Source organism: Bacteroides sp. AM07-18 (assembly GCF_003602695.1).
GTDB lineage: Bacteria > Bacteroidota > Bacteroidia > Bacteroidales > Bacteroidaceae > Bacteroides > Bacteroides uniformis.
In genome coordinates, this window is sequence record NZ_QTLM01000001.1 from 759,636 (window position 1) to 783,671 (window position 24,036).

Annotated in this window: 21 protein-coding genes; 12 read left to right on the forward strand and 9 right to left on the reverse strand. The window is 48.0% G+C overall.

The genetic code is table 11. From position 1 onward, the window contains the following. The first annotated feature begins 99 nt into the window (after positions 1–99). From DW096_RS03385 to DW096_RS03415, 7 genes are all read left to right on the forward strand, one after another. Complete coding sequence (locus tag DW096_RS03385; RefSeq protein WP_120028680.1) at positions 100–1,914, forward strand: bifunctional DNA primase/helicase; 1,815 nt, start codon at positions 100–102, stop codon at positions 1,912–1,914. A 130-nt stretch (positions 1,915–2,044) separates the two neighbouring features. After that, complete coding sequence (locus DW096_RS03390; RefSeq protein ID WP_034532858.1) at positions 2,045–2,293, forward strand: DUF4248 domain-containing protein; 249 nt, start codon at positions 2,045–2,047, stop codon at positions 2,291–2,293. Between the two features lie 405 nt (positions 2,294–2,698). After that, positions 2,699–3,214, forward strand: coding sequence for an HU family DNA-binding protein (locus DW096_RS03400; RefSeq protein ID WP_008664348.1), 516 nt, complete (start codon positions 2,699–2,701; stop codon positions 3,212–3,214). Between the two features lie 95 nt (positions 3,215–3,309). Beyond that, entirely contained in the window at positions 3,310–3,423 is a 114-nt protein-coding gene (locus DW096_RS19265) for a smalltalk protein (protein WP_005837338.1), read from the forward strand. A 33-nt stretch (positions 3,424–3,456) separates the two neighbouring features. After that, entirely contained in the window at positions 3,457–3,900 is a 444-nt protein-coding gene (locus DW096_RS03405) for an N-acetylmuramoyl-L-alanine amidase (RefSeq protein WP_117589620.1), read from the forward strand. A gap of 107 nt (positions 3,901–4,007) precedes the next feature. Continuing rightward, positions 4,008–5,549 (forward strand): ATP-binding protein, encoded by a 1,542-nt coding sequence (locus tag DW096_RS03410; RefSeq protein ID WP_118931158.1) that lies wholly within the window; start codon positions 4,008–4,010, stop codon positions 5,547–5,549. A gap of 106 nt (positions 5,550–5,655) precedes the next feature. Beyond that, positions 5,656–7,191 carry a lipopolysaccharide biosynthesis protein gene (locus tag DW096_RS03415; protein WP_118358056.1) on the forward strand — a complete coding sequence of 512 codons (1,536 nt, stop codon included), beginning with the start codon at positions 5,656–5,658 and terminating at the stop codon, positions 7,189–7,191. Here the strand turns inward: DW096_RS03415 and DW096_RS03420 are convergent. The 8 genes from DW096_RS03420 to DW096_RS03455 all read right to left on the reverse strand — a co-directional run bounded on the left by DW096_RS03420 (position 7,185) and on the right by DW096_RS03455 (position 16,420). Then, entirely contained in the window at positions 7,185–8,087 is a 903-nt protein-coding gene (locus DW096_RS03420; protein ID WP_227212637.1) for a glycosyltransferase, read from the reverse strand. The genes DW096_RS03415 and DW096_RS03420 overlap by 7 nt on opposite strands. Positions 8,088–8,368: 281 nt before the next feature. After that, entirely contained in the window at positions 8,369–9,409 is a 1,041-nt protein-coding gene (locus tag DW096_RS03425; RefSeq protein ID WP_118931149.1) for a glycosyltransferase, read from the reverse strand. Between the two features lie 6 nt (positions 9,410–9,415). Further along, entirely contained in the window at positions 9,416–10,450 is a 1,035-nt protein-coding gene (locus DW096_RS03430) for a glycosyltransferase family 2 protein (protein ID WP_227212635.1), read from the reverse strand. 16 nt (positions 10,451–10,466) lie between these two features. Continuing rightward, positions 10,467–12,368, reverse strand: coding sequence for an asparagine synthase C-terminal domain-containing protein (locus DW096_RS03435; protein WP_087333078.1), 1,902 nt, complete (start codon positions 12,366–12,368; stop codon positions 10,467–10,469). Between the two features lie 37 nt (positions 12,369–12,405). Next, positions 12,406–13,578 carry a glycosyltransferase family 2 protein gene (locus DW096_RS03440; RefSeq protein WP_034529734.1) on the reverse strand — a complete coding sequence of 391 codons (1,173 nt, stop codon included), beginning with the start codon at positions 13,576–13,578 and terminating at the stop codon, positions 12,406–12,408. Positions 13,579–14,208: 630 nt separating this feature from the next. Next, entirely contained in the window at positions 14,209–14,877 is a 669-nt protein-coding gene (locus DW096_RS03445) for a bifunctional 4-hydroxy-2-oxoglutarate aldolase/2-dehydro-3-deoxy-phosphogluconate aldolase (RefSeq protein WP_005837350.1), read from the reverse strand. A gap of 106 nt (positions 14,878–14,983) precedes the next feature. After that, on the reverse strand, positions 14,984–15,349 hold the full coding sequence (locus DW096_RS03450; protein WP_005827444.1) for a four helix bundle protein: 366 nt from the start codon (positions 15,347–15,349) through the stop codon (positions 14,984–14,986). A gap of 45 nt (positions 15,350–15,394) precedes the next feature. After that, a complete protein-coding gene (locus DW096_RS03455) occupies positions 15,395–16,420 on the reverse strand; it encodes a sugar kinase (RefSeq protein WP_005827441.1) in 1,026 nt (341 codons plus the stop codon). A gap of 341 nt (positions 16,421–16,761) precedes the next feature. Between DW096_RS03455 and DW096_RS03460 the strand changes: the two genes are divergently transcribed. From DW096_RS03460 to DW096_RS03480, 5 genes are all read left to right on the forward strand, one after another. Then, positions 16,762–17,817: a LacI family DNA-binding transcriptional regulator gene (locus tag DW096_RS03460; RefSeq protein ID WP_005827435.1), complete on the forward strand. Its 1,056-nt coding sequence runs from the start codon at positions 16,762–16,764 to the stop codon at positions 17,815–17,817. 114 nt (positions 17,818–17,931) lie between these two features. After that, positions 17,932–19,443, forward strand: coding sequence for a UxaA family hydrolase (locus tag DW096_RS03465; RefSeq protein ID WP_005827433.1), 1,512 nt, complete (start codon positions 17,932–17,934; stop codon positions 19,441–19,443). Between the two features lie 176 nt (positions 19,444–19,619). Continuing rightward, positions 19,620–20,930, forward strand: a complete 1,311-nt coding sequence (locus tag DW096_RS03470; protein WP_008664330.1) for a Na+/H+ antiporter NhaC family protein — start codon at positions 19,620–19,622, stop codon at positions 20,928–20,930. A 175-nt stretch (positions 20,931–21,105) separates the two neighbouring features. Continuing rightward, on the forward strand, positions 21,106–21,654 hold the full coding sequence (locus DW096_RS03475) for a 30S ribosomal protein S16 (protein ID WP_005837359.1): 549 nt from the start codon (positions 21,106–21,108) through the stop codon (positions 21,652–21,654). A gap of 123 nt (positions 21,655–21,777) precedes the next feature. Then, positions 21,778–22,875, forward strand: coding sequence for a TlpA disulfide reductase family protein (locus DW096_RS03480; RefSeq protein ID WP_005827423.1), 1,098 nt, complete (start codon positions 21,778–21,780; stop codon positions 22,873–22,875). A gap of 156 nt (positions 22,876–23,031) precedes the next feature. On the opposite strand, the gene DW096_RS03485 is transcribed toward DW096_RS03480, so the two are convergent. Continuing rightward, positions 23,032–24,003 carry a hypothetical protein gene (locus DW096_RS03485; protein WP_005827419.1) on the reverse strand — a complete coding sequence of 324 codons (972 nt, stop codon included), beginning with the start codon at positions 24,001–24,003 and terminating at the stop codon, positions 23,032–23,034. Positions 24,004–24,036: the final 33 nt, after the last annotated feature.

Sequence of the window (24,036 nt, forward strand, 5' to 3'; positions counted from 1 at the left end):
ATTCCAACCCGCTAAGTGTGGCATTTCAGCCCCTCAGGCTGCCTTGAAACTAAAATCTGCGTCTAAAAAATTATCAGAAAACTACTAAAGCAAACCTATATGAGAAATTTCCATCAACACGGTATCGACACCCGTGGCCGCATCAGCGGCAAAATCAAGACCATCTGCCCGCAATGCAACGACACCCGCGGACACAAAGGCAACAAGTCACTCTCCGTAGACCTGGACAAAGGCTTGTGCTACTGCCACCACTGCGGCTACAAGCTCTACGTGCCCGACGACACCGAAGAACGCCTCAAGCAGCAACGCCGCGACATGCACCGGAAGCCCACCGCACCGCCCCAGCACTTCCGCCGTCCCACCTTCGACCCTGCCCGGATGCAACTCTCCGAGAACCTGGAACGCTACTGGACCACCGTCCGCTGCCTGCCGCAGGAGCTGCTGCGCACCCTGCGCATCACCGAAGAGACGGTGCGCCTCCCGGAGAGCAGCCAGGAGGAGAACTGCATCTGCTTCAACTACTTCGAGAACGGGACGCTCGTCAACACCAAATACCGCAGCGCCCTGAAGCACTTCATGATGGTGAAGGGGGCCGAGCTCATCCCCTACAACGTGGACAGCATCCTGGGCACCCCGGAGTGCATCATCACCGAAGGCGAGTTCGACGCGGCAGCCATCATCGCCGCCGGACGCAAGGACGTCGTCTCCGTGCCCGCCGGCGCCCAGAGCAACCTCACGTGGCTGGACCGCTTCGTGGAGTCGCACTTCGAAGACAAGCAGGCCATCTACATCACCGTAGACGAGGACCCGGCAGGGCAGTCGCTCCGGCAGGAACTCACGCGCCGCCTCGGAGTGGAACGCTGCCGCATCGTGCACTTCGGCGAGGGCTGCAAGGATGCCAACGAGCATCTGGTGAAATACGGCGCCGAAAGCCTCCGCATCTGCATCGAGCAAGCCGAAGAAATGCCCCTGGAAGGCATCTTCACCGCCGAAGACTGCCGCGACGACCTGCGCTCCCTCTACGAGAACGGCCTGCAGCGGGGTGCCGACACCGGCTGGGACAACTTCGACGAACACTGCACCTTCGAGCCCCGCCGCCTGCTGGTGATGACCGGACGCCCCGGCGACGGCAAGTCCGAATTCACCGACGAGCTGGTGCTGCGCCTCTGCCTGCGCCACGAGTGGAAAATCGCCTTCTTCAGCCCCGAAAACATGCCCATCGCCTACCACCTGCACAAGCTGGCGGAGAAGCTGACCGGCCACCGCTTCACCCCCGGACCGGGCATGACGGAAGCCCTCTACGGGCAGGCAGTGGGCTGGCTGGACCGCAACGTGTCGCACATCCTGCCCGACGACGGGAGCTACGGCATCGACCACATCCTGGAGAAAGCCCGCCAGGTGGTGCGCCGCAAAGGGGTACGCATCCTCGTCATCGACCCCATGAACCGCCTGGAACAACGTCTGGAACCGGGGCAGACGGAAATGGACTACATCACCGACACGCTGAACAAGCTGGGACGCTTCGCCACCCGCAACCAGTGCCTCGTCATCCTCGTGGCCCACCCCCGCAAGGTGAACCGCAACGAAAAGGACGGCACCCTGCGCCGCGTCGAGATGAACGACATCAACGGCTCCGCCAACTTCGCCAACATGTCCGACTTCTGCCTCGTGGTAGACCGTAACGACACGAAACAGATAGCCACCATCTACATCGAGAAAGTCCGCTTCAAGCACCTGGGCAGTGCCCACACCGAGGCCAAATTCGTCTACAACCACCTGAACGGACGCTACTGGCCCTGCGAGGAAGACATCATCCACACCCCCCAAGGAGAGCGACCGGGACCGGTGAACACGCAGTTCGACAATGAGAATTGGTTGAAAAATAATGAAGAACAAGGCAGGTTATTCGAATAAAAATCCGTATCTTTACAAGACAGAAAAAGAGAATCCGTGCAAGCATGTGCAAACTGTGCAATCACAGGTTATCCGTGCAATCATGTGTTATCCGTATTAAAGAAAACATATAACCTGAACTTTAAAGAATATGATGAAAGAAAATGATTCCTTTGCAGAGCCCCGCTTCCCCGTCCGCAGTTACGGGAAAGGCGAACTCGCCATGTACTACCTTCCGGGCATTGCCCAGCAGACTGCCGTCAACCGGCTGAACGAATGGATACGCACCGCCCCCGGGCTGGAACAACGCCTGCTTGCCACGGGCATGAACCCCTATTGCCGACGGTACACGCCCGCGCAGGTGCAGCTTATGATCAATGTCTTCGGGGAGCCTTCTTAGAAGGTTCCCCACTTTTCACATAAATCCTCACCCCCACTCTGTCTATATGCTCACGCAATGCCTCGTTTTCAAGATTGGCATATACCACCACATCACGCACTTCATCAAAACGAGCTAAAACAGCACATATCCTGATTACTGTTTTCCAACATATTCCATGTCTTTTTATTCAGTTTACGCACATCTATGCGAATACAAATATACCTCCTATTTGTCACAAATCCAAAACAAAAGAAACAATAACCTCCCTTATCCTCTCCCAACCTCCTCCTGCCTCCCCCAACCTCCCTTCTTCCCTGCCCCATGTCCTATCTTTGTATCAACGAAACGGAACAGAAGCCATCGCCGCGGAGACACCTCCTTTCCCTTTCGGAATGAAACATTAACCATTAAACATCAACCATCATGTCAACAGCATTAGTAGTGCGCACACAGCGCCACAAGAAAATCGGGGACAGCAGCTCCCCCATGGTCTACACCCTGAAACGCAAGCCCCAAGATGCCAAAATCTTCGACCTTGCCCGCATCGCAAAAGACATTGAAGCCCTGGGCGCCATGTCGTCCGAAGACGTGGAGCACGTAGGCAAAGCCATCGTACGCCAGATGCGCCAGACGCTGACGGACGGCAACAGTGTCCGTCTGGACGGTTTCGGAATCTTCCACACCACCTTCAAGTGCCGTGCCACCGAACTGGCCAAAGACTGCACCGTAAAAAACATCGAGCGCGTCAACATCCGCTTCAAGGTAGCCAACACCCTGCGCTTAGTGAACGACAGCAACGCCACCACCAAAGGCGGAGCAAACAACCTCGTCTTCGAGCTTGTAACTGCCGACAAGGATAGCACCGGTAGCGGAAGCGGCGACAATAACCCCGATGGCGGAGGTTCCGACGGAGACCAGGGGGAGAATCCGCTGGGATAAAAAATAGGGGTTAGGGGTTAGCGATAAGCGATGAGCTTGTGTTCCCTAACCCCTACCCCTAATCACTAATCCCTAATCACTAACCATTAACCATTATGAGTACAAAATCATCAACCTGGGACAAGATTCTGAAAGTAATCATCGCTGTAGCTTCGGCACTTTTGGGTGCATTCAGCGCACACGCCATGAACAGCGGTGGTCCCCTTTAGCGCACAGCCCCCAAAGGCAAACAGTAGAAAGAAATGAGAAAAATCAACTTGATTGTGATACATTGCAGCGCCACGTGCGAGGACCGTCCCTTTACCGGGCAAGCTCTGGAAGCCGCGCACCGCCGACGTGGATTTGATGGCACGGGCTATCATTTCTACATCCGCCGTGACGGACAAATCCTGACCACACGCCCAGTCGAGAGGGCCGGCGCCCACGCCCGCGGCTACAATGCCCACTCTATCGGAATCGCCTACGAAGGCGGATTGGACCACTATGGGAATCCCAAAGACACACGCACGGAATGGCAGCGCCACTCGCTCCGCGTACTGGTCCGCGCTTTGCTGATGGACTATCCGGAAGCCAAAGTGGCGGGACATCGCGACCTCAGCCCCGACCGGAACAACAACGGAGAGGTGGAACCGATGGAATGGACGAAACAATGCCCGTGTTTTGAAGTAAAAAAAGAGAAGTGGTAACCAAGAAAAGGGAGGTGACAAAGCATGACAAAAGCTTTGCCACCTCATTTTTTATTCATACATTTGTTCTAATTAAGCAAAATGCGCATCAAACAAAGTTCAGCCGTATGAAGTACCCTATTGGAATACAGAGTTTTGAGAGCCTTATCAATGACGGATATATCTATGTGGACAAAACCGCCCTGATTTATCAGTTAGTACATACCGGTCGTTACTACTTCCTGAGCCGCCCGCGGAGATTCGGAAAGAGTCTGCTCATCAGCACACTGGAAGCCTACTTCAACGGGCAGCAGGAACTGTTCAAGGGACTGGAAATGGAACGGCTCGAAAAAGAATGGACGAAATATCCGGTACTGCATTTGGATTTGAACACGAGTAAATACGATGAGAAGAACAGTCTTATCGACATATTGAACGATACTCTCTGCCAATGGGAAAACATCTACGGAGCCGTCTCCAGCGAAGTCAACCCCGAACTGCGTTTCAAGGGAATCATCCGCCGCGCCTACGAGCAGACCGGCCAGCGCGTGGTCATCCTCGTGGACGAATACGACAAACCCATGCTCCAAGCCATTGGTGACGAAGAACTGCAAAATGAATATCGCAACACACTCAAAGCCTTCTACTCCGTAATGAAAACGCAGGACCGGTATATCCGTTTCGGCTTCCTAACGGGAGTGACGAAATTCGGAAAAGTCAGTGTGTTCAGCGACCTGAACAACCTGATAGACCTCTCCATGGACCGACAGTTCCAGACGCTCTGCGGAATGACCGACAAGGAGATACACACCTATTTTGAAGAACCGCTGCACCAGATAGCCGAAAACTACGGTATCACCTACGATGAAGTCTGCCTGCGACTGAAAGAACGGTACGACGGCTACCGCTTCCGCCAGAACGGAACCAATCTGTATAACCCCTTCAGCCTGCTGAATACCTTCCGTTCCCTGGAGTTCGGCAGCTACTGGTTCGAGACCGGCACCCCCACCTACCTTGTGAAACTGCTGAAAGACAACAACTTCTGTCTGCCCGACCTTACGAGTGAAGGAGTGACTGCAGAGACACTGACAGACGTGGAGTCGTTCAAGGATAATCCCATTGCCGTGATTTACCAAAGCGGCTACCTCACGATAAAGGAATATGACGAAGAATTCAACATCTATCGGCTGGGATTCCCTAACAAGGAAGTGGCCGAAGGATTCATCAAATACCTGGTTCCCTACTACATGCCGATAAAGGACAGTGAGTCCGTCTATTTTGTATCAAACTTCATTGCAGATGTACGCAAGGGTAATCCGGAGCAGTTCATGACCCGCCTGGCCACCATGTTTTCTGATACGGACTATAAGATTGTAGGCGATGCCGAACTCTATTTTCAGAATGCTTTCTTCATCGTGATGCGCATGATGGGATTCTATACCAAAGTGGAGCGTCCTACCAGTGAAAGCCGTATGGATATGGTGATAGAGACTAAGGATTACGTCTACATCGTAGAGTTTAAACTGGATGGTACACCCGAGGAAGCCCTGCAACAGATAGAAGACAAAGGATATGCCAAACCCTTCGCAATGGACCACCGGAAGCTGTACCGCATCGGCGTAAACTTCTCGTTGGAGAAGAGGAGTATCGACGGATGGAAAATTGAATAAAAGCGTATCATAAAAGCCACTAATTATCAATAATTTACCCACAAATCACAAAAAAAGGAAGCATACTGTTTTTTTGTGTACTTTTGCCGGTAATAACAAAAAACTTATGCCTCAGGAGTCACGCCTTAAAAAATCATTGCTCAATGCGCGGGTTAACCTCATTTTTTATGTCCTGAGTTTAGCCCTATCATTTTTTTCCAGGAAAATCTTTCTGGATGCATTGGGCGCAGACTTTATGGGGCTGATAGGTACACTGAACAATCTCCTGGGTTTTCTGAACCTTGCCGAATTGGGTATCAGCACAGCCATCGGCTACGTTCTGTATAAACCCCTCTTTGAACACGATGAAAGGAAAATCAATGAAATCATTTCCGTTTTCGGTTTCATCTACCGCCGTATCGGTTTCATCATTCTAAGTGCAGGATGTGCCTTGGCATGCTTCCTACCCCTGATATTCCCCAATAATGTCTTTGATTTAGGCATCATCTATTTTGCATTTTTCTCGTATCTGACCACTTCACTAATAGGATATTTTGCCAATTACAAGCAAACCCTTTTGGGAGCGGACCAGAAAAACTATGTAGTGACAGCCTATTTTCAAAGTGCCGTACTGATAAAGACTTGTCTGCAAATGGGATTAGTCTATTATACGGGCAACTATTACCTGTGGATTAGCCTGGAACTTCTGCTGGGCATTGTCTATTCCATTATCCTGAACTGGAAAGTCAACCAGGTATACCCTTGGCTGAAAAGCGAAGTGAAACAAGGCAAGCTGCTTTTCAAGAAATATCCGGAAGTAACCCGGTATACCAAACAGCTATTTGTCCATAAACTGGGCAGTTTCGTACAATTCCAAACCACTCCCTTCCTGGTATATGCCTTCGTCTCTCTTAAGACTGTGGCATATTATGGAAACTATACCCTCATTATAGATAAGATAAGTATATTTATCAGCAACCTATTAGGGAGTACCAATGCAGGAGTAGGCAATCTGATAGCCGAAGGCGATTCCAAACGTATCCAGCAAGTATTCTGGGAGCTGATGGGTATCCGTTTCTTAATAGCCGGAACCATTTCATTTGCCCTGATTCGACTGACCGGCGCTTTCATTTCATTATGGTTGGGAAGTGAATATGTATTGCCCCAACACATTCTGTACCTGATTATCATCAACTCGTTCATCAGCTACACCCGAGGTGCCATAGACCAATTTACCTATGGGTATGGCTTATTTCAAGATACTTGGGCTCCCATTGCGGAAGTAATCATCAACCTGACTGTTGCCATCATTGCCGGACATTTTTGGGGACTGCCGGGAATTTTGATGGGCAACATAACCAGTTTATTTCTCATCATAGTCATTTGGAAACCTTACTTTCTTTATTCGCAAGGATTCAAAATATCCGTTTTCCACTATTGGACGGGCTACATCAAGCATCTGCTGATTATACTGCTGCCGGGAATAGTATGCTACCATCTCTATCCAAGCAATGACTTTACACCGGAAAGCTCTTTTACACATTGGATTCTCTATGGAATGATTCTGATTTCCACTTATGGGATATTAACCTGCTCGTTGCTCTATCTTTTCACTCCGGGCATACGTGCATTCGCTCACCGGATACTGAAAAGGCATCATTGATTGTTTTTCAAACGGTCAAAAACTTTCTCCCATTCATCCACCACATTTTGTATATCAAAACGTTTCACATGCTCCATACAATGCTTTGACATCTCCCTGCGCAATTCCTCATCCTTCATCAATACGCCCAGCTTCCGTGCAAACTGCTTACAAGAGAAAGGAGGAACCAGCACGCCGGTCTGTCCGTCTTCTATAATATCCGTTATAGCAGCGAACGAGTTGAATGCCACCGGAATCGTTCCGAATGTCATGGCTTCGGTCAATACCATTCCCCAGCCTTCAAAATCACTTGTCATACATAAAATACTTGCATCCCGGTAGAACGAATCAGGATTTTGGTATCCTGCAAAAACAACACGTTCCATCTTTGAAGACTTTTGCTCCAACTCCTTCCGTGTCGGTCCATCACCCACAATTACCAATTCCCAATCAGGAAAATCTTGATACAGATATCTCCAAATGTCAATTAAACGATCAACCCGTTTTTGATACCACTCTATCCGGCCAACATACAATAACTGTTTTTTCTTTGTCTCTATAAAAGTCTGTGTGGTATAAGTATTAGGATTACCGATGGCGACAACCCGCTCCATATCACCCGGATGTATCCTTTTCAGTTCAGGAATGAACTTTGAGGAAAGCAAGCAGAATAAATCTGTATAAAGGAAACAATCGTCATAACAGACTTTCAAATTCTGCCAATAATCGGATTTTATCTTCGGAATCTTGATTACGCGAGCTATTCGCTTGACCTTTTCAATCCATGATTTGTTTCTTAAACGCATCGTGAGGCCAAACAAGTGATCATACATATTTAAAGGAGACAAGTGCAACACGGAGATTGCTTTTACCCCACTGATGTCTTTGGAAAAGCGGCACAGTGCATGATATGCCATAATATCTTGGTTTATCACAATATCAACATGATGTTCTATCAGAAAATTGCGATAAAAAGGAGCATTCTTCTCCACTTCTTGAACAGAAAAAGGGAAAAAATAAATAGGAGCAGGATATGGATAATCCTCAAGGGATTCATCACAAATGTTATGCAAAAACAACACCTTGTGTTTTCTCTTTATCAATTCTCTGCAAAGCAAATCGCTCACTCTTTCGATACCTCCGCGATGAGGATGGAACATTCTGGGATATATAAACAAGATATTCATAATGACCTCCGCTATTTTACTCCAAACATTTTCTTGAATTTTATACCTGACAAGAAACGCATCCACCCGTCAAAAGCCGATGCCCCCACCCTGCAAAGCAAGAATTTGCCCAACACATCCGCTTTATATTGTGGAAGAAAAAATCTTCTTATCCATTCTTTGTCTGATAAAAGGACTTGATGTAAAAAAGACAACCGTTCCTGCCGGGTATACTTATGCTCTGGTTTATAGATGGCCAAAATCACTTTATGGAAAAAGACAGTCAATGAATTCCATGTTCTATCCAATGAGCTATCCTCCAAATTAAATTTCTTTTGATACACATACACCCTTTCCAAAAAATTGGAGAATGCTGCATATTCTGCCGGAAAGCTGTTTATACATACAGACAATGTATCCATGGAATAGCCCACTCTATAAATATAATTATTATAATCACGAATAACCATAAAATCCGAATACATCAAGTAGTCCAACATAAACAGCATATCTTCCAATCCGGAGACAAAAGGGACAAAACTCACTTGATATTGCTTGATTATTCTATTGTCGTATAGCTTGCTCCATGCATACGCAACGCGCTTGTCTATCAAATCCGTCAGCATAAGGTACATTTCTTCTGAAACGATTTCCTGCTCAGGAACGTGAAACGTTTGAAAATTTCCATTGGACAGATATATATCAAAAGAGCCGACTATTACTCCCTCCTTTGTTTTATCGGCAGGCAATGCACCGTACAGCCTCTCAAGATAACAAGGCTTTACATAATCATCTGAATCAACAAAGGCTATATATCTTCCACAAGCATTCATCAAACCAGTATTCCGGGCACAGCTCAATCCTGCATTGACCTGATGGAACACCCGTATCCTCGTATCCTTCCTGGCATACTCTTCACAAATCTCCCCGCAACGGTCAGGGCTCCCGTCATCTACCAGCAACAGCTCAAAATTCGTAAAGGTCTGTGCAAGAATACTGTCAATGCACTGGGGCAAGTACTCTTCTACCTTATAAACGGGTACTATAATGGATATTTCCGGAACATTATTCATATTCGCTCATTTTGTATGCAACACTGCCTTCATTTTTATAGACAACACCAACAAATAGTAGGCTGACTTTACAAAAGCCTTAAAATACAAATAGCCGGCATACGTAGGAAGCACATAATGGATGTTCTGCAACATCAGCTTCCATTCGGGGTGCAGGCCCGTCATCTCCAACAAAGACGCATACTTTTTGTTCCTGAATACCAAATAACTCTGATAATGAAAGGATGTGTCTTTCGTAAAATACAGAATACGGTCAAAATATTTCGCTTTCAGATTCTCAAAGTATATATATATCTGCCGGTTATCCTGCAAACACCGGGAAGACCGGATAAAGTCGTAAATATACCCCAGCACCAGCACACGACATTCCAAATTACGTATAGACGGTGCCCGCATAATAGAATTCGGTTGCATAAAATAAAAGTAAGTTGCCTCATCAACAACATACATACTTTGGGCTATACATGCCAACTTAAATGACCATAAATCATCTTCGTGTACAATACCTTCCTGAAAATAAAGTTTATGTTGCAAAACAAAGAAACGATTTATCAGCTTGTTCACCGCCATGACATACCATTTTCCCTGCACATAAGTGGAAAGTACAAGAGCATTCCCTTCATAAAACCCGGTGCCTAATGATAAAGGAGGAGCCCAACGTCTGGCGCCGGTCACCTCGTAATTGCCTATCACAAAATCCGGTCGCTTCTGCACCGCTGCATCTGCCAAAAGCTCTATTGCATTCGCAGAAATATAGTCGTCGCTATCCAAGAAGTACAGATAATCGCCAACAGACGCTGAAATACCGGTGTTTCTTGCAGCAGAAAGCCCTCTGTTCTCTTCATGTTCCAGACATCTCACCACCGTTCCGCGCGGATGCGAAGCCACCACCCGTCTGGCTATCTCCATAGAGTCGTCCGGAGTGCAGTCATTCACAAGAATGACTTCCAAATCCTGCCAAGTCTGGTTCAACACGGACAACAAACACCGTTCTATGTACTTGGCAACATTATAAACCGGAACAATAATGGAAACTTTCATGCTTTCAATCATATTTTCAGAATTTCACCTCATGTCCTTCCACAAACTCTTCCCACCACACAACAAGCGTCAACAGATTGAAATATTGCAAAGCCTTGTTCTGCCTATGCCAGAACCAACCACCCTCCTTCTCTGCAACTTGTTCATAATCTGTAAGAAACTTCTCCACTGCATCACGACGCAGATAGTTGTCCATAATGCCGGAAGCAAGAATAAATTCCTTAAAGAAAGCACGTCGGGCCCTATCACGGAAGAACAGTGGCATAGGTGCAAAACCGCCCTGCTTCTTCTTCAAGGTAATGGCCTCGGGAAGTAAAGGTTTATAATGGTGCTTTAACAGATATTTAGAAACGGAACGGCCCCGCGCAATGTCCAGTACACTGTTGCCCCTGCACTTCAACCCTACCGGCAGCTCCTGCAGGAAATGGAAAAGCTCCAGGTCCATAAAAGGATACGTCAGATTGTTACCGAACATGCGTGCCATGCTGGAAGCCTTGAAAAGAATGATACGGTTGATTACAGTCTCCAAATCGGAAAGAATGGCATGCTGCGCGTAAAGATGTTCGAAACTGTGGATATCGGGCCGTAGTGATTTTACCGGCTCAAAATCTTCTTTCGGATTTTGCAGAAGGGCACACAAGGCAGAATCGGAGAAGCCGAAACGCTCCCCTTCCAGAATATGAAGTATCTTATCCAAATGGAAATTGATGCGGGAAAGCTTTCCACCGGTATCAAAGGTTTCATGCTCCAGCAGACGGCTGATGCCACGTAGCAAGGGACGCAATCCTATGCGGGCGGATAGATAATGCAACGCCACTTCGCGACCGGAAGTACCGAAATACTGGTCACTGCCGTCACCTCCCAGAATCACGTCGGGCTTGTCATCGCCTATCATGCGCATGGCACAATAGTTTACCATCAGCCCGCCTTCCATAAAAGGCTCACCCAGAAAACGGACAATGTCGGGCAAGGCACTGGTTTCCGTACCGTCAATCTCGTACTCGTGGTGGCGGGTACCAAAGGTTTCAGACATCAGACGGGCCATGGGCAGCTCCGTCCAGGCATCTCCTTTAAAGCCCACGGAATAGGAGTCAATCTGGCCGTCGTAAATGCTGCGCAGCGCAGCAAGGTTTGAACCGGAATCATAGCCGCCACTCAGCAGGATACCTACCCTGCGGCTATGGCCGATACGCCGGCGGATGGCTTGCGCATGCAATTCTCCATAACGGCGGGAGTAGGTTTCTACATCCGGATTCCGTTCAGTCGCCACCTTGGGTTCATGCTCAAAAACGCTGTCGCGCTTCAGACAATAAATGTCATCTGCCACCTTTTCATATAAGCTGGGATTTCTTTCCTTCAGCGAATCAAACATGGAATGTACTTTCGCTTGTGTCTCTAACTTTACAGAAGCCCAAACCGGCATCAGATAACCAAGCTCTGTCAACATGTAGAACTTTTCGCCGGCACCTAAAGAATGAACATCGAATAGGGCGAAATTATTCTTCTTCAAAATGCCACGCTGAAGGAATGTACTCAATGAAACCAGATTAGGCTCGAAATTTTCTTCCAGTTGGTCCTCTAAAAATTGCCAGGAAGTGGCAAAATTACCATCAATGTGACAATAGACGGGATAATGCGTGCCATGATGGTCGCGCACCACTCCGCATTCATTTTCTGAATAATATACTATGGTGAACGAACCGTCCAGGCGTGAAAAGCCATATGCCGGATCGGATAGAAACGCATCAGCAGCAAGCTTGGCATTGGTATCATCCGGAGTTGCCTGCAAGGTGTCCCGATTATACAAAGTTCCGAAAAAGAAAAGTCTCAGATTATAACTTTCAAAAGAAGATTCCGGCTCTTCTCCCTCTACACAGACTGTACGCCAATCTTCTAAAGTGATTTTTCCGTATATCATTTGTTTGCTTATAGACTTGTTTATTGTGTATCCCTTTCTATTTTTCCGCCACCCCATGCCTGGTATGTATAAAGGTCTTGTTTGCTCCCCTCAGCTTGAAGATGTTTCCTGCCATCAGCAGGAATGTATAGGGTATCTTTTGCAGGGCCATTGCCAGGCGGCTGGTGCAGAACCTTTTGGGAACGGCAACGAGCAGTGCGACAGCGAGCAACACCAAGAGCAGCCACCACTTCAGCCCCCATGTCCAGCGATAAACCGTAAACAACACGGAGAAGAGGAACGTGAAGCCCATCAACAGCAGGCGGGGAATGGAAAGCTGCTGGAAAAGCTTGTCGCAGAAGTCCCAGTTACGCGCAACAAGCGCCTTCCACAGAAACTTGGCGAAAGTCTGGCAGTAGTGCCATTGTGCCGACAGCCAGCGGCGGCGCTGACGGGAGAAATCGCCGGTGTTCTGTATCTTCTCATCGAACACAAAGGTTTCGGGCAGATAATAAAAACGCTTGCCACGATAGAGCAGGGTCAGCTCCAATTCACGGTCGAAACCGCCCACAGCCTTGATGTCAGCCATCGTATCACGAAACAAGTCATAACGGAACGCCATACCGGAACCGATAAGGGCAGCCGACAAGCCCAGCTTGGCATGCCCCAGACGGAAAATGGTATTGTTGATTTCCTCACTGATGGCATCGAGCAGGGCCATGTCATTGTTCAGGTTCTTGGCACTCCGGTGGGTCTGCACAATCTCGACTTCCGGATTGGCGAAGAGGTCGTTAATATCACTCAGATAATCGTAAGGGATGACATTGTCCGCATCGAGCACCAAAGCGATGTCATAGTCATTGCCGATGGCAGCCATGGCGGCATTCAGAGATTTGGACTTGGTGCTTTTCTCAAAATGCACTTCAACCAGGCGGACAGGAAGCACAGCGAGGGAAGCGTTGGTTTCGGGCTGCATACGGTCCGAAATGACAACCGTATCAAAACAGTCGGCGGGATAATCCTGCTCCAGACATGAATGGACGCACTCGTGTATCACGGCATCTTCGCGGTAGGCAGGAATCAGTATGGCAAAACGCTTGTGTTCCTTGGCTGGAGGGGGCAGAGGCAGGTCACGCCGGCGTGACGCCAGACTGTAAACCAATAGATACAGTATGTTTATTGCAAACCATATGTATAAAAGCCAATCGAATATATTCAATATATGTTCCAAATTCAGAGCTATTTAAGCTTTAGAGTTGCTGCTTGTTTTTAATGGGTATCCGACACAAAGATACAAAAAAGAAGTAGAGTCCGGACAAAATATACAAAAAATGCGAAGAATATAGGAATAAAAAAACGAGCAAGCTCTCACGAACCCCTCGCCCCTGTAAGAAAAGCCTTAAAGGCTTTTCTTTTAAACTGCGTCAATGTTACCTAAAAATCAATCTTTCTCTTTACCTGAAAAATAAAACTTCAATTACCTATTCTGAAAACTTCAAAATCCAATTTTTACCTTTACCTAATTTACCTATTTATTCAAAACATTTAGCTTATGAAAAAAATCTATTTTCAATCCTTTTACCTAACAACTAATATCCTTTATTGAAAACTGTTTTTATTATTTATCAAATCCAAATGCAGTTTCCCAACTGCACTGCAAAGGTAAGTGTTTTCTCCGCGCACGCAAAATACCGGCACATTTTTCGCATGTTTTATAACATTGTTTTAGAGTTTAAGGGTGTAGTTTACACTTATAAACAGTTTGTTGTTCATCGGGAGTATACTTTCCAGTAAAAAACAAGCCACCGAAGCGCCGAAACGCTTCGATAGCTGTCCCCTTTAAACAAAATGAATTTCTTATTTATTTTCTTGCTTCGGCAATATACCCCAAAGCTTCTTTACATTTTTCTGTAACGTAAGTCCAGTCTTCGGCAGCGACCTTATCCTTCGGGAAGAGTTTGGAACCCATACCTACGCAGAACACACCCGCCTTAATCCAGGAGGTCAGGTTTTCCTGAGTCGGCTCCACCCCACCGGTCACCATCAGCTTGGACCAGGGCATCGGAGCCAGCAGACCTTTCACGAGTTTGGCACCAAGCACGTCGCCCGGGAATATCTTGCAGAGGTCGCACCCTACTTCTTGCGCGAAGCCCACTTCTGAAACGCTTCCGCATCCCGGAGTATAGGCTACCAGGCGACGGTTACAAATCTTAGCAATCTCCGGGTTGAACAACGGGCCTACAACGAAACATGCACCCAACTGCAAATACAGCGCCGCAGTAGCAGGGTCAACGATGGAACCTACACCCATAGCCATCTCCGGGCACTCTTTTGCCGCAAACTTCACAACTTCCGCAAACACCTCGTGGGCAAAGTCACCACGGTTCGTGAATTCGAACGCACGAACACCTCCATCGTAACAAGCCTTTACAACTTTCTTTGCAACTTCTGCATCCTTATGATAAAAGACAGGCACCATTCCGGTAGAACCAATCTTATTCAATACTGAGATTTTATCAAATTTACTCATCTTTTTATTTACTATTTACAATGTACAATGTACAATTTACCATGCGGACTACTTGTACAATGCTTAATTGTCATATTACTTAATATATTATACTTACCTCTATATATTATACTTTACCATTTACTTTATCACGCATAGTGAGTATAGATTTTACTACAATCTTCAAAAGCTCCTTGTTTTCAAGATACAAATCCTGCAACAAATCAGGTTTAACAAGTTCCAATTCCATTATAAGCTCCAACCAATAGGCCGTTTCATCAAGTTCTTCCTCTACCATTTTTAATTTGTTTAAGAAATCCTTGTCTGATTTTCCAACACAAGCTGCCCGATAATTGGCACCGGGAGAAGTACCGGAACGGACAATCTGGTTGCCAATAGCTCTACCTGCTGATGTATTAGGCAACTTGTCTACCAGCCTTATTATTCGTACCGCAAACATCTTCAAGCGGTTTTTCATATCATCTCGATTCATCAGCAGCACAAATTGTACATTGTAAATGATAAATTGTAAATGAACTTATCTCTGCACTCGTCCGCTTGCATCCCCTCCTGCCAGCGCTTCTACCTCTTCTGTGGAAACAAGGTTGAAGTCACCGTTGATAGTGTGCTTCAAGGCGGAAGCGGCTACTGCAAATTCGAGGGCGGCACCCTGGTTGGGTTTTGTCAGCAGGCCGTGGATGATACCACCTGAGAAAGAGTCGCCGCCACCTACGCGGTCGATGATAGGATTGATGTCGTAACGCTTTGACTCGTAGAATTCCTCGCCGTTGTAAATCATTGCTTTCCAGCCGTTGTGGGTAGCGGAGAAAGACTCGCGCAACGTAGAGATTACGTATTTGAAGCCGAATTCCTTCGCCATCGCCTTGAAGATTCCCTTGTAGCCTTCAGCGTCCGTCTTGCCGCCTTCCACGTCTGCATCGGGCTTGAAGCCCAGACAGAGTTCAGCATCCTCTTCATTGCCGATGCAGACATCCACATACTGCATCAAAGGCTTCATGATGGACTGGGCTTTTTCTTTGGTCCAGAGTTTTTTACGGAAATTGAGGTCTACCGACACCGTAACGCCGTGACGTTTGGCAGCCTCGCAAGCCAGGCGGGTCAACTCGGCGGCCTTGTCGGAGATGGCGGGAGTGATACCTGACCAGTGAAACCAGTCTGCACCTTCCATGATGGCATCGAAATCAAAGTCTGCCGCATCTGCCTCGGCAATGGCAGAGTGTGCACGGTCATAGATTACCTTACTGGGACGCATGGAAGCACCGGTCTCAAGATAGTAGATACCTACACGGTCACCACCACGCGCAATGAAATCTGTCTTTACACCATACTTGCGCAATGCGTTGACAGCCGACTGGCCTATTTCATGTTTCGGCAACTTGGTTACAAAATAAGCATCATGTCCGTAGTTGGCACAGCTGACAGCCACGTTGGCCTCGCCGCCGCCATATACCACATCAAAAGAGTCGGACTGCACAAAACGGGTGTTTCCCGGAGTAGACAGCCTCAGCATGATTTCACCTAATGTAACTACTTTCTTTCCCATAATCTTTCTATGTTTTATTTTAATATGAAATTAATTTGTTTCCTTTCAATTTATCATTTCGAGGTATAAACAGAACCTAAACATCTGAAACTATGGAGAGTAAATCAAAATAATATTCGTTCTTCATAGTCTTCGTGTACGGGCACAAAGATACAACAATTTTTGAAATACAAAAAATTATCATATATTTGTATCGAAAATATTAAGATTATAATTGTGTGCGAGCACAAGAAGATGTACGATGGGACGATTTACGATTAGACGATTGAGATTACATTGTAGAATCGTAGCCAAAGCAACATCAATCGTACATCGTAAATCGTTAAATCGTAAATATACAGATGGAAAGAGTCAGAATAAAGGATATCGCCAAGATGGCCGATGTATCCGTGGGAACCGTCGACCGTGTGATTCACGGGCGTAGCGGTGTGTCCGAGTCCAGCCGGAAGCGGGTGGAAGAAATCCTGAAACAACTGGATTACCAGCCCAATATGTATGCCAGTGCACTGGCTTCGAACAAGAAGTACGCATTTGCCTGCCTGCTGCCACTGCACGAGAAAGGCGAATACTGGACAGACGTGGAGACGGGCATACACAACGCCGTAGAGACTTACTCTGACTTCAACGTGGCCGTGCACCTCTCCTACTATGACCCGTATGACTATCATTCATTCGCGGAAGCCTCCGGACAGATTCTGGCACTGGAGCCGGACGGAGTGATGTTTGCCCCCACCGTTCCGCAATACACCAAGCCCTTCACGGATGAGCTGACGCAACATAATATACCTTATATATATATAGACTCCAACATAAAGGAAGAGCCCGCCCTCTCCTTCTACGGGCAGAACTCGCACCAGAGCGGATATTTTGCCGCCCGCATGCTGATGCTGCTTGCCGGAGAAGACGCGCAGGAAATCGTCATCTTCCGCAAGATAAATGAAGGCATCGTGGGGTCGAACCAGCAGGAACGCCGCGAAATAGGTTTCCGCGAATACATGCAGGAGCATCATCCCGCCTGCCGCATCTGGGAACTGGACCTGCATGCCAAGCGCGACAGCGAGGACACACTGATGCTGGACGAGTTCTTCCAAGAGCATCCTACCGTAAAGAACGGAATCACCTTCAACTCCAAAGCATACATCATCGGGGAATACCTGCTGAAGAAAGAGAAAAAGGGCTTCAACCTGATGGGCTATGACCTGCTGCAACGCAACGTAGACTGCCTGAAGCAGGGAAGCATCTTCTTCCTCATAGCACAGCAGCCCACCCTGCAAGGATTCGACGGCATCAAGGCCTTGTGCGAATACCTGATTCTGAAGAAGGAAATCACAAGGGAGAACTTCATGCCGATTGACTTGCTGACGAAGGAGAATATAGAGTTTTATTACAATAAATAGTTACATGTACAATGCACCATCTACAATGTACAATTCGGCCATGCGGAAGGGGACTAATACTAATGCAGCGCAGCCAAATTGTACATTGTAAATGGTAAATGGGAAATTTAAAAGATGGAGGCAAAGTACCTGAAAATCAACCCTGCCGACAATGTTGCAGTGGCCATCACAGCACTCCCGGCCGGTGAAAAACTCACGGTGGACGGAAAGGAAATCACCTTGAATGAGGATGTTCCTGCCGGACACAAATTTGCACTGAAAGATTTTGCGGAAGGCGAAAACGTCATTAAATACGGATATCCCATCGGCCACGCCCGGAAAGCGCAGAAGCAGGGGGATTGGATGAATGAAAACAATATCAAGACCAACTTGTCCGGGTTGCTGGAATACACTTACAACCCCGTCAACGTAGACCTCAATACTACAACCCTAAACCTCAATACCGGCGCGCCAAACCTGACCTTTAGAGGGTACAAACGTAAGAACGGCGACGTAGGTGTGCGCAACGAGATATGGATTATTCCGACAGTGGGCTGCGTGAACGGAATCATCAACCAGCTTGCCGAAGGCCTGCGCCGCGAAACGGGCGGAAAGGGCGTGGATGCCATCATGGCTTATCCCCATAACTACGGCTGCTCCCAGTTGGGCGACGACCACGAGAATACAAAGAAAATCCTCCGCGACATGGTGCTGCATCCCAATGCGGGAGCCGTACTCGTGGTAGGCTTGGGGTGCGAGAATAATCAGCCGGATGTATTCCGCGAGTTCCTGGGAGACTATGACCAGGAGCGCGTAAAGTTTATGGTGACCCAGAAAGTGGGTGATGAATACGAAGAAGGAATGGAACTGCTGCGCGAACTTTATGCCAAAGCCATCCAGGACCAGCGCGAGGATATTCCCTTAAGCGAACTGCGCGTAGGCCTGAAGTGTGGCGGTTCGGACGGTTTCTCCGGTATCACCGCCAATCCGCTACTGGGCATGTTCTCCGACTTCCTCGTAGCACAAGGCGGCACCAGCGTACTGACGGAAGTGCCGGAAATGTTCGGCGCAGAAACCATACTGATGAACCGCTGCCGCACCAAAGAGCTGTTTGAGGACACGGTGAAGCTGATTAATGACTTCAAGGAATATTTCCTCTCACACGGTGAACCGGTAGGTGAAAACCCGTCTCCGGGAAATAAGGCGGGTGGCATCTCTACATTGGAGGACAAGGCCTTGGGATGCACACAGAAATGCGGCACAAGCTACGTGGAAGGGGTACTTCCATATGGCGAACGCCTGAAAGTAAAGGGACTGAACCTGCTGTCTGCTCCGGGAAACGACCTTGTAGCCGCCACTGCCCTTGCCTCTTGCGGATGCCACATGGTGCTGTTCACCACAGGACGCGGAACCCCCTTCGGAACCTATGTGCCGACCATGAAGATTTCCACCAACTCCACTTTGGCAAAGAACAAGCCGGGCTGGATAGACTTCAACGCCGGAGTTATCGTCGAGAACGAACCGATGGAGAAAACCTGCGAACGCTTCATCGAATATATCATCAAAGTAGCAAGCGGTGAATTCGTGAACAACGAAAAGAAAGGCTACAAGGAAATAGCCATCTTCAAGACCGGAGTAACTTTGTAAATTGAAAATTAAGGGCTGATAGATGGAGGGCGGGACAAAACCATTTTGTGCCGCCCTTTGTTTTTGTTACCTTTGCGGCGGAATTGATTTCACCACAGATAACACCGATTAACATGGAATTGATTGAAAGATAGAAATCTGTGGTGAAACATTAATCTCAACCAAACAATACAACTATGTCAGCAACAACCGATACAACCCCTAAAACCAAAGGCGGCTGGTGGGCACTCAGCCCGTTGGCGGTGTTCCTTTGCCTCTACCTGGTGACCTCGCTCCTGGTGAACGACTTCTATAAAGTCCCCATCACGGTAGCCTTCCTCGCCTCATCCTGCTATGCCATCGCCATCACGCGCGGCCTGAATCTGGAACAGCGCATCTATCAGTTTTCCGTAGGCGCCAGCAACAAGAACATCATGCTGATGGTATGGATATTCATCCTTGCAGGAGCATTCGCCCAAAGCGCCAAGCAGATGGGCGCCATTGATGCGACCGTAAATCTGACCCTACATATACTGCCGGACAACCTGCTGCTGGCGGGCATCTTCATTGCAGCCTGCTTCATCTCCCTCTCGATAGGAACAAGCGTAGGAACTATCGTCGCACTGACTCCTGTAGCCGTGGGGCTGGCGGAAAAGACGGGCATCGACCTGCCCTACATGGTTGCCATCGTGGTGGGAGGCTCGTTCTTCGGAGACAATCTTTCCTTCATATCCGACACCACCATTGCATCGACCAAGACGCAGGACTGCGTGATGAGGGACAAGTTCCGCGTCAACTTTATGATTGTGGTACCGGCAGCACTTATCATACTGGGCATCTATATCTTTCAAGGACTGTCCGTCTCTGCCCCACCACAAGTACAGACCATCGAGTGGATAAAAGTAATCCCCTACCTCATCGTACTGGGTACGGCCGTAGCAGGCGTCAATGTCATGCTGGTACTGCTGCTGGGCATCCTCTCTACTGGAATTATCGGTATCTATACCGGTACCGCCTTCTTCGACTGGTTCGGAGCCATGGGAACGGGCATCACCGGCATGGGCGAGCTCATCATCATCACCCTGCTGGCCGGAGGCATGCTCGAGACCATCCGCTACAACGGCGGCATCGACTTCATCATCTCCCGGCTGACCCGCCACGTCAGCGGCAAGCGGGGAGCCGAATTCAGCATCGCCGCCCTGGTCGGCATCGCCAATCTCTGCACCGCCAACAACACCATTGCCATCATCACCACCGGCCCCATAGCCAAGGACATCGCCCTCCGCTTCCACCTGGACCGCCGGAAAACAGCCAGCATACTGGACACCTTCTCATGCCTCGTGCAAGGAATCATCCCCTACGGAGCGCAAATGCTGATAGCCTCCGGACTTGCCGGCATTTCACCCATCAGCATCATCGGAAACCTGTATTACCCCTTCTGCATGGGAACATGCGCCATACTCGCCATTCTGCTGAGATACCCCAGGAAATACTCGGGAGAAGGATGAGTGACAAGTGATGAGTTATGGGTGACGTTGTGTGAACATTTAAAAAAAACACCCCTCGTGCCAACAAATAACTCATAACTCATAACTCAAAACTCAAAATCTTTTCTTACCTTTGCACTCGCTATTACGAGATAGTAGCATAATTCAAATCATTAACTAAAAACATTTTAATTAAATGGCAACAAAAATCAGATTGCAAAGACATGGACGTAAAAGCTACGCTTTCTACTCTATCGTTATTGCAGACGTAAGAGCACCACGTGATGGTAAATTTATTGAGAAGATTGGTACTTACAATCCTAACACCAATCCTGCCACAGTAGATTTGAAGTTCGACCGCGCACTTGACTGGGTGTTGAAGGGTGCACAACCTACTGACACAGTTCGTAACATCCTCTCTCGCGAAGGTGTTTACATGAAGAAGCACTTGCTGGGCGGTGTAGCGAAAGGCGCATTCGGCGAAGCTGAAGCTGATGCTAAGTTCGAAGCCTGGAAGAACAACAAACAAAGCGGTTTGGCTGCTCTGAAGGCTAAGGAAGACGAAGCTAAGAAAGCTGAAGCAAAAGCACGTCTGGAAGCTGAAAAGAAGATAAACGAAGAAAAAGCAAAAGCACTGGCTGAAAAGAAAGCTGCTGAAGCTGCTGCAAAAGCCGCTGCCGAAGCACCGGCCGAAGAGGCTCCTGCCGAAGAAGCCCCTGCTGCTGAAGAAGCTGCTGCCGAATAATAGTAAGCACAGCGTTATCGCTAAAAATGGGATTAAAACTATAAAAATCCTCTCCGGTTCATATCGGAGGGGATTTTTTATTACTATATTTGCAGCTATAATCATTCATTAAAAAAACAAACAATGAAAAAGTTTACTTATCTGCTCGCTGTAGCCGCTGTATTTACAGCTTGTAACAGTGGAAACAACGGTTACACCGTAACCGGAACTGTAGAGGGTGCAGCCGACGGCGACACCGTATATCTGGAAACCGTGGAAGGACGCCAATTCGTAAAATTGGACTCTGCTGTCATCAAAGATGGAACATTTACCTTCAAGGGTACACAAGATACTGCTGTCAACCGCTACATCTCCTACAAAGCCGAAGGAAAAGACGGCGCAGCCATCGACTTCTTCCTGGAAAACGGCAAGATTAAAATCAACTTGTCGCAGGAAAACAACTCTGCCACCGGTACTGCCAACAATGATGCCTACCAGGAAATCAGAGCCCAAATCAACGGTCTGAACAAACAAATGATGAGCATCTACGAATCCATGTCGGACACCACACTGACCGACGAACAACGCGAGGCTAAAGGCAAAGAGATGGAAAATCTGGAAAACAGCATGATATCCGCCATCAAAGCCGGCATCAACAAGAACATCACCAACCCGGTGGGTGTACTCCTGCTGAAGCAGAACTACTACTACATGGATGTGGCAGACCTCGACCCGCTGATGCCCCAAATCCCTGCAGCTTACGACAACGACGAAGCCATCGTCAAGATAAAGAACAACGTTGAAAAGATGAAAGCCACTGCCGTAGGCCAGAAGTTTACAGACTTCGAGATGCAGACGCCGGAAGGAAAAACGGTAAAACTGTCCGACTACGTAGGCAAGGGCAAAGTTGTCCTTGTTGACTTCTGGGCAAGCTGGTGCGGCCCCTGCCGTCGCGAGATGCCCAACCTGGTGGAAGCTTACGCCAAATATAAGAACAAGAACTTCGAGATTGTAGGCGTATCTCTGGACCAGAGTGCTGACGCATGGAAAGAAGCCATCAAGAAGCTGAACATCACGTGGCCGCAAATGTCCGACCTGAAATACTGGAACTGCGAAGGCGCACAGCTTTATGCCGTAAGCAGCATCCCCCACACTGTGTTGATTGACGGTGAAGGAACTATCCTTGCACGCGGACTGCACGGTGACGAGCTTCAGGAAAAGATAGCCGAAGCTGTCAAATAATAAAACCGGACACACCGGAAACTAAAAAAGGAGTGCCACACTTCGTCAATCGAAATGCCACACTTCACGAGGCCCAATCAATGGCATTTACCTCTGTGAAATGTGGCATTTTCCTTGCTGAAGTGTGGCATTCGGAATGATGGAATGCGGCGTTTTTCAAGAGAAGATACGCGCAGCCATTTCCATCCCCAACCTTACGGTTTCCCACTGTTTCTCCTCATCGGCCTCCGAAGGCGAAAGAAGCGCATTGGCATCCGGCAGACATAAAGTGAAACGTTTCAAAGGAATATAGTTCAATACACTTTCGGTTTTTGCCTGCAATTCATCCAACTCGTCCTCCTGAGGATAATGGGACAGCACGAAACCGAACACCGCTTCCTTCTCGTGTATGAACCAGAGCAGACGGTTACGGTCGCACGCGCCACAGTCGTAATTCAGGAAATAAGCATCGGCCCCATGCAGTTGCACCAGCATGTCCGTCGGTGCATGGAATGCAACATACATCCCTGCAGGACGCTCACGCAAAACCCGGTTGTTGAGCCGGATGGTATCTTCCATTATCACCGAATGTACCCCGTCGAACTGGACGTAGCGGCAGCCTGCATCATAAAGTTTGGTAAGCAAAAATTTGTAGCAGGAAGCAATATCATCCGTCAAAAGCCGGATGTCGGAGTAAACGGTTTCTATCTGAGTCCGCTCCACACGTTGAATAATCTGGGTCATAACCTCTGCCGGCGAAGGGATATGCTGTTTTTTCATCACCCCTCCGTCCACAATGGAATCAAGAAATGCGAATTCTTCCAGAATAGGATGCCGTAGCAAACTGAGCCGTCCTGTAATCTCCAAAGGAGAACCTTCGGAGAAAGGCCGGCCGTCTTTGGAACAAATACCCTCCCAGCTTTCCAAAAAATCGCGACTTCGGAAACCACCATCGGAAACAACCTTCATGCCTCCCAGCTCCAGCCGTTCCACCAGACTGCGCACTTCCGCATCTTCAACAGCCTGCAATATCTGCCGGCTCACCTGCCCGTTCTGATATTGCTCGCGGACATCCTTCAATGCACGAGGTACACAAAAAGCCCCAGCTATATCAATTTTAAACGGAGGAAATACATTTGCCATGTTCATCCTTTCTTTGATTATTATAATAATGATACTTTT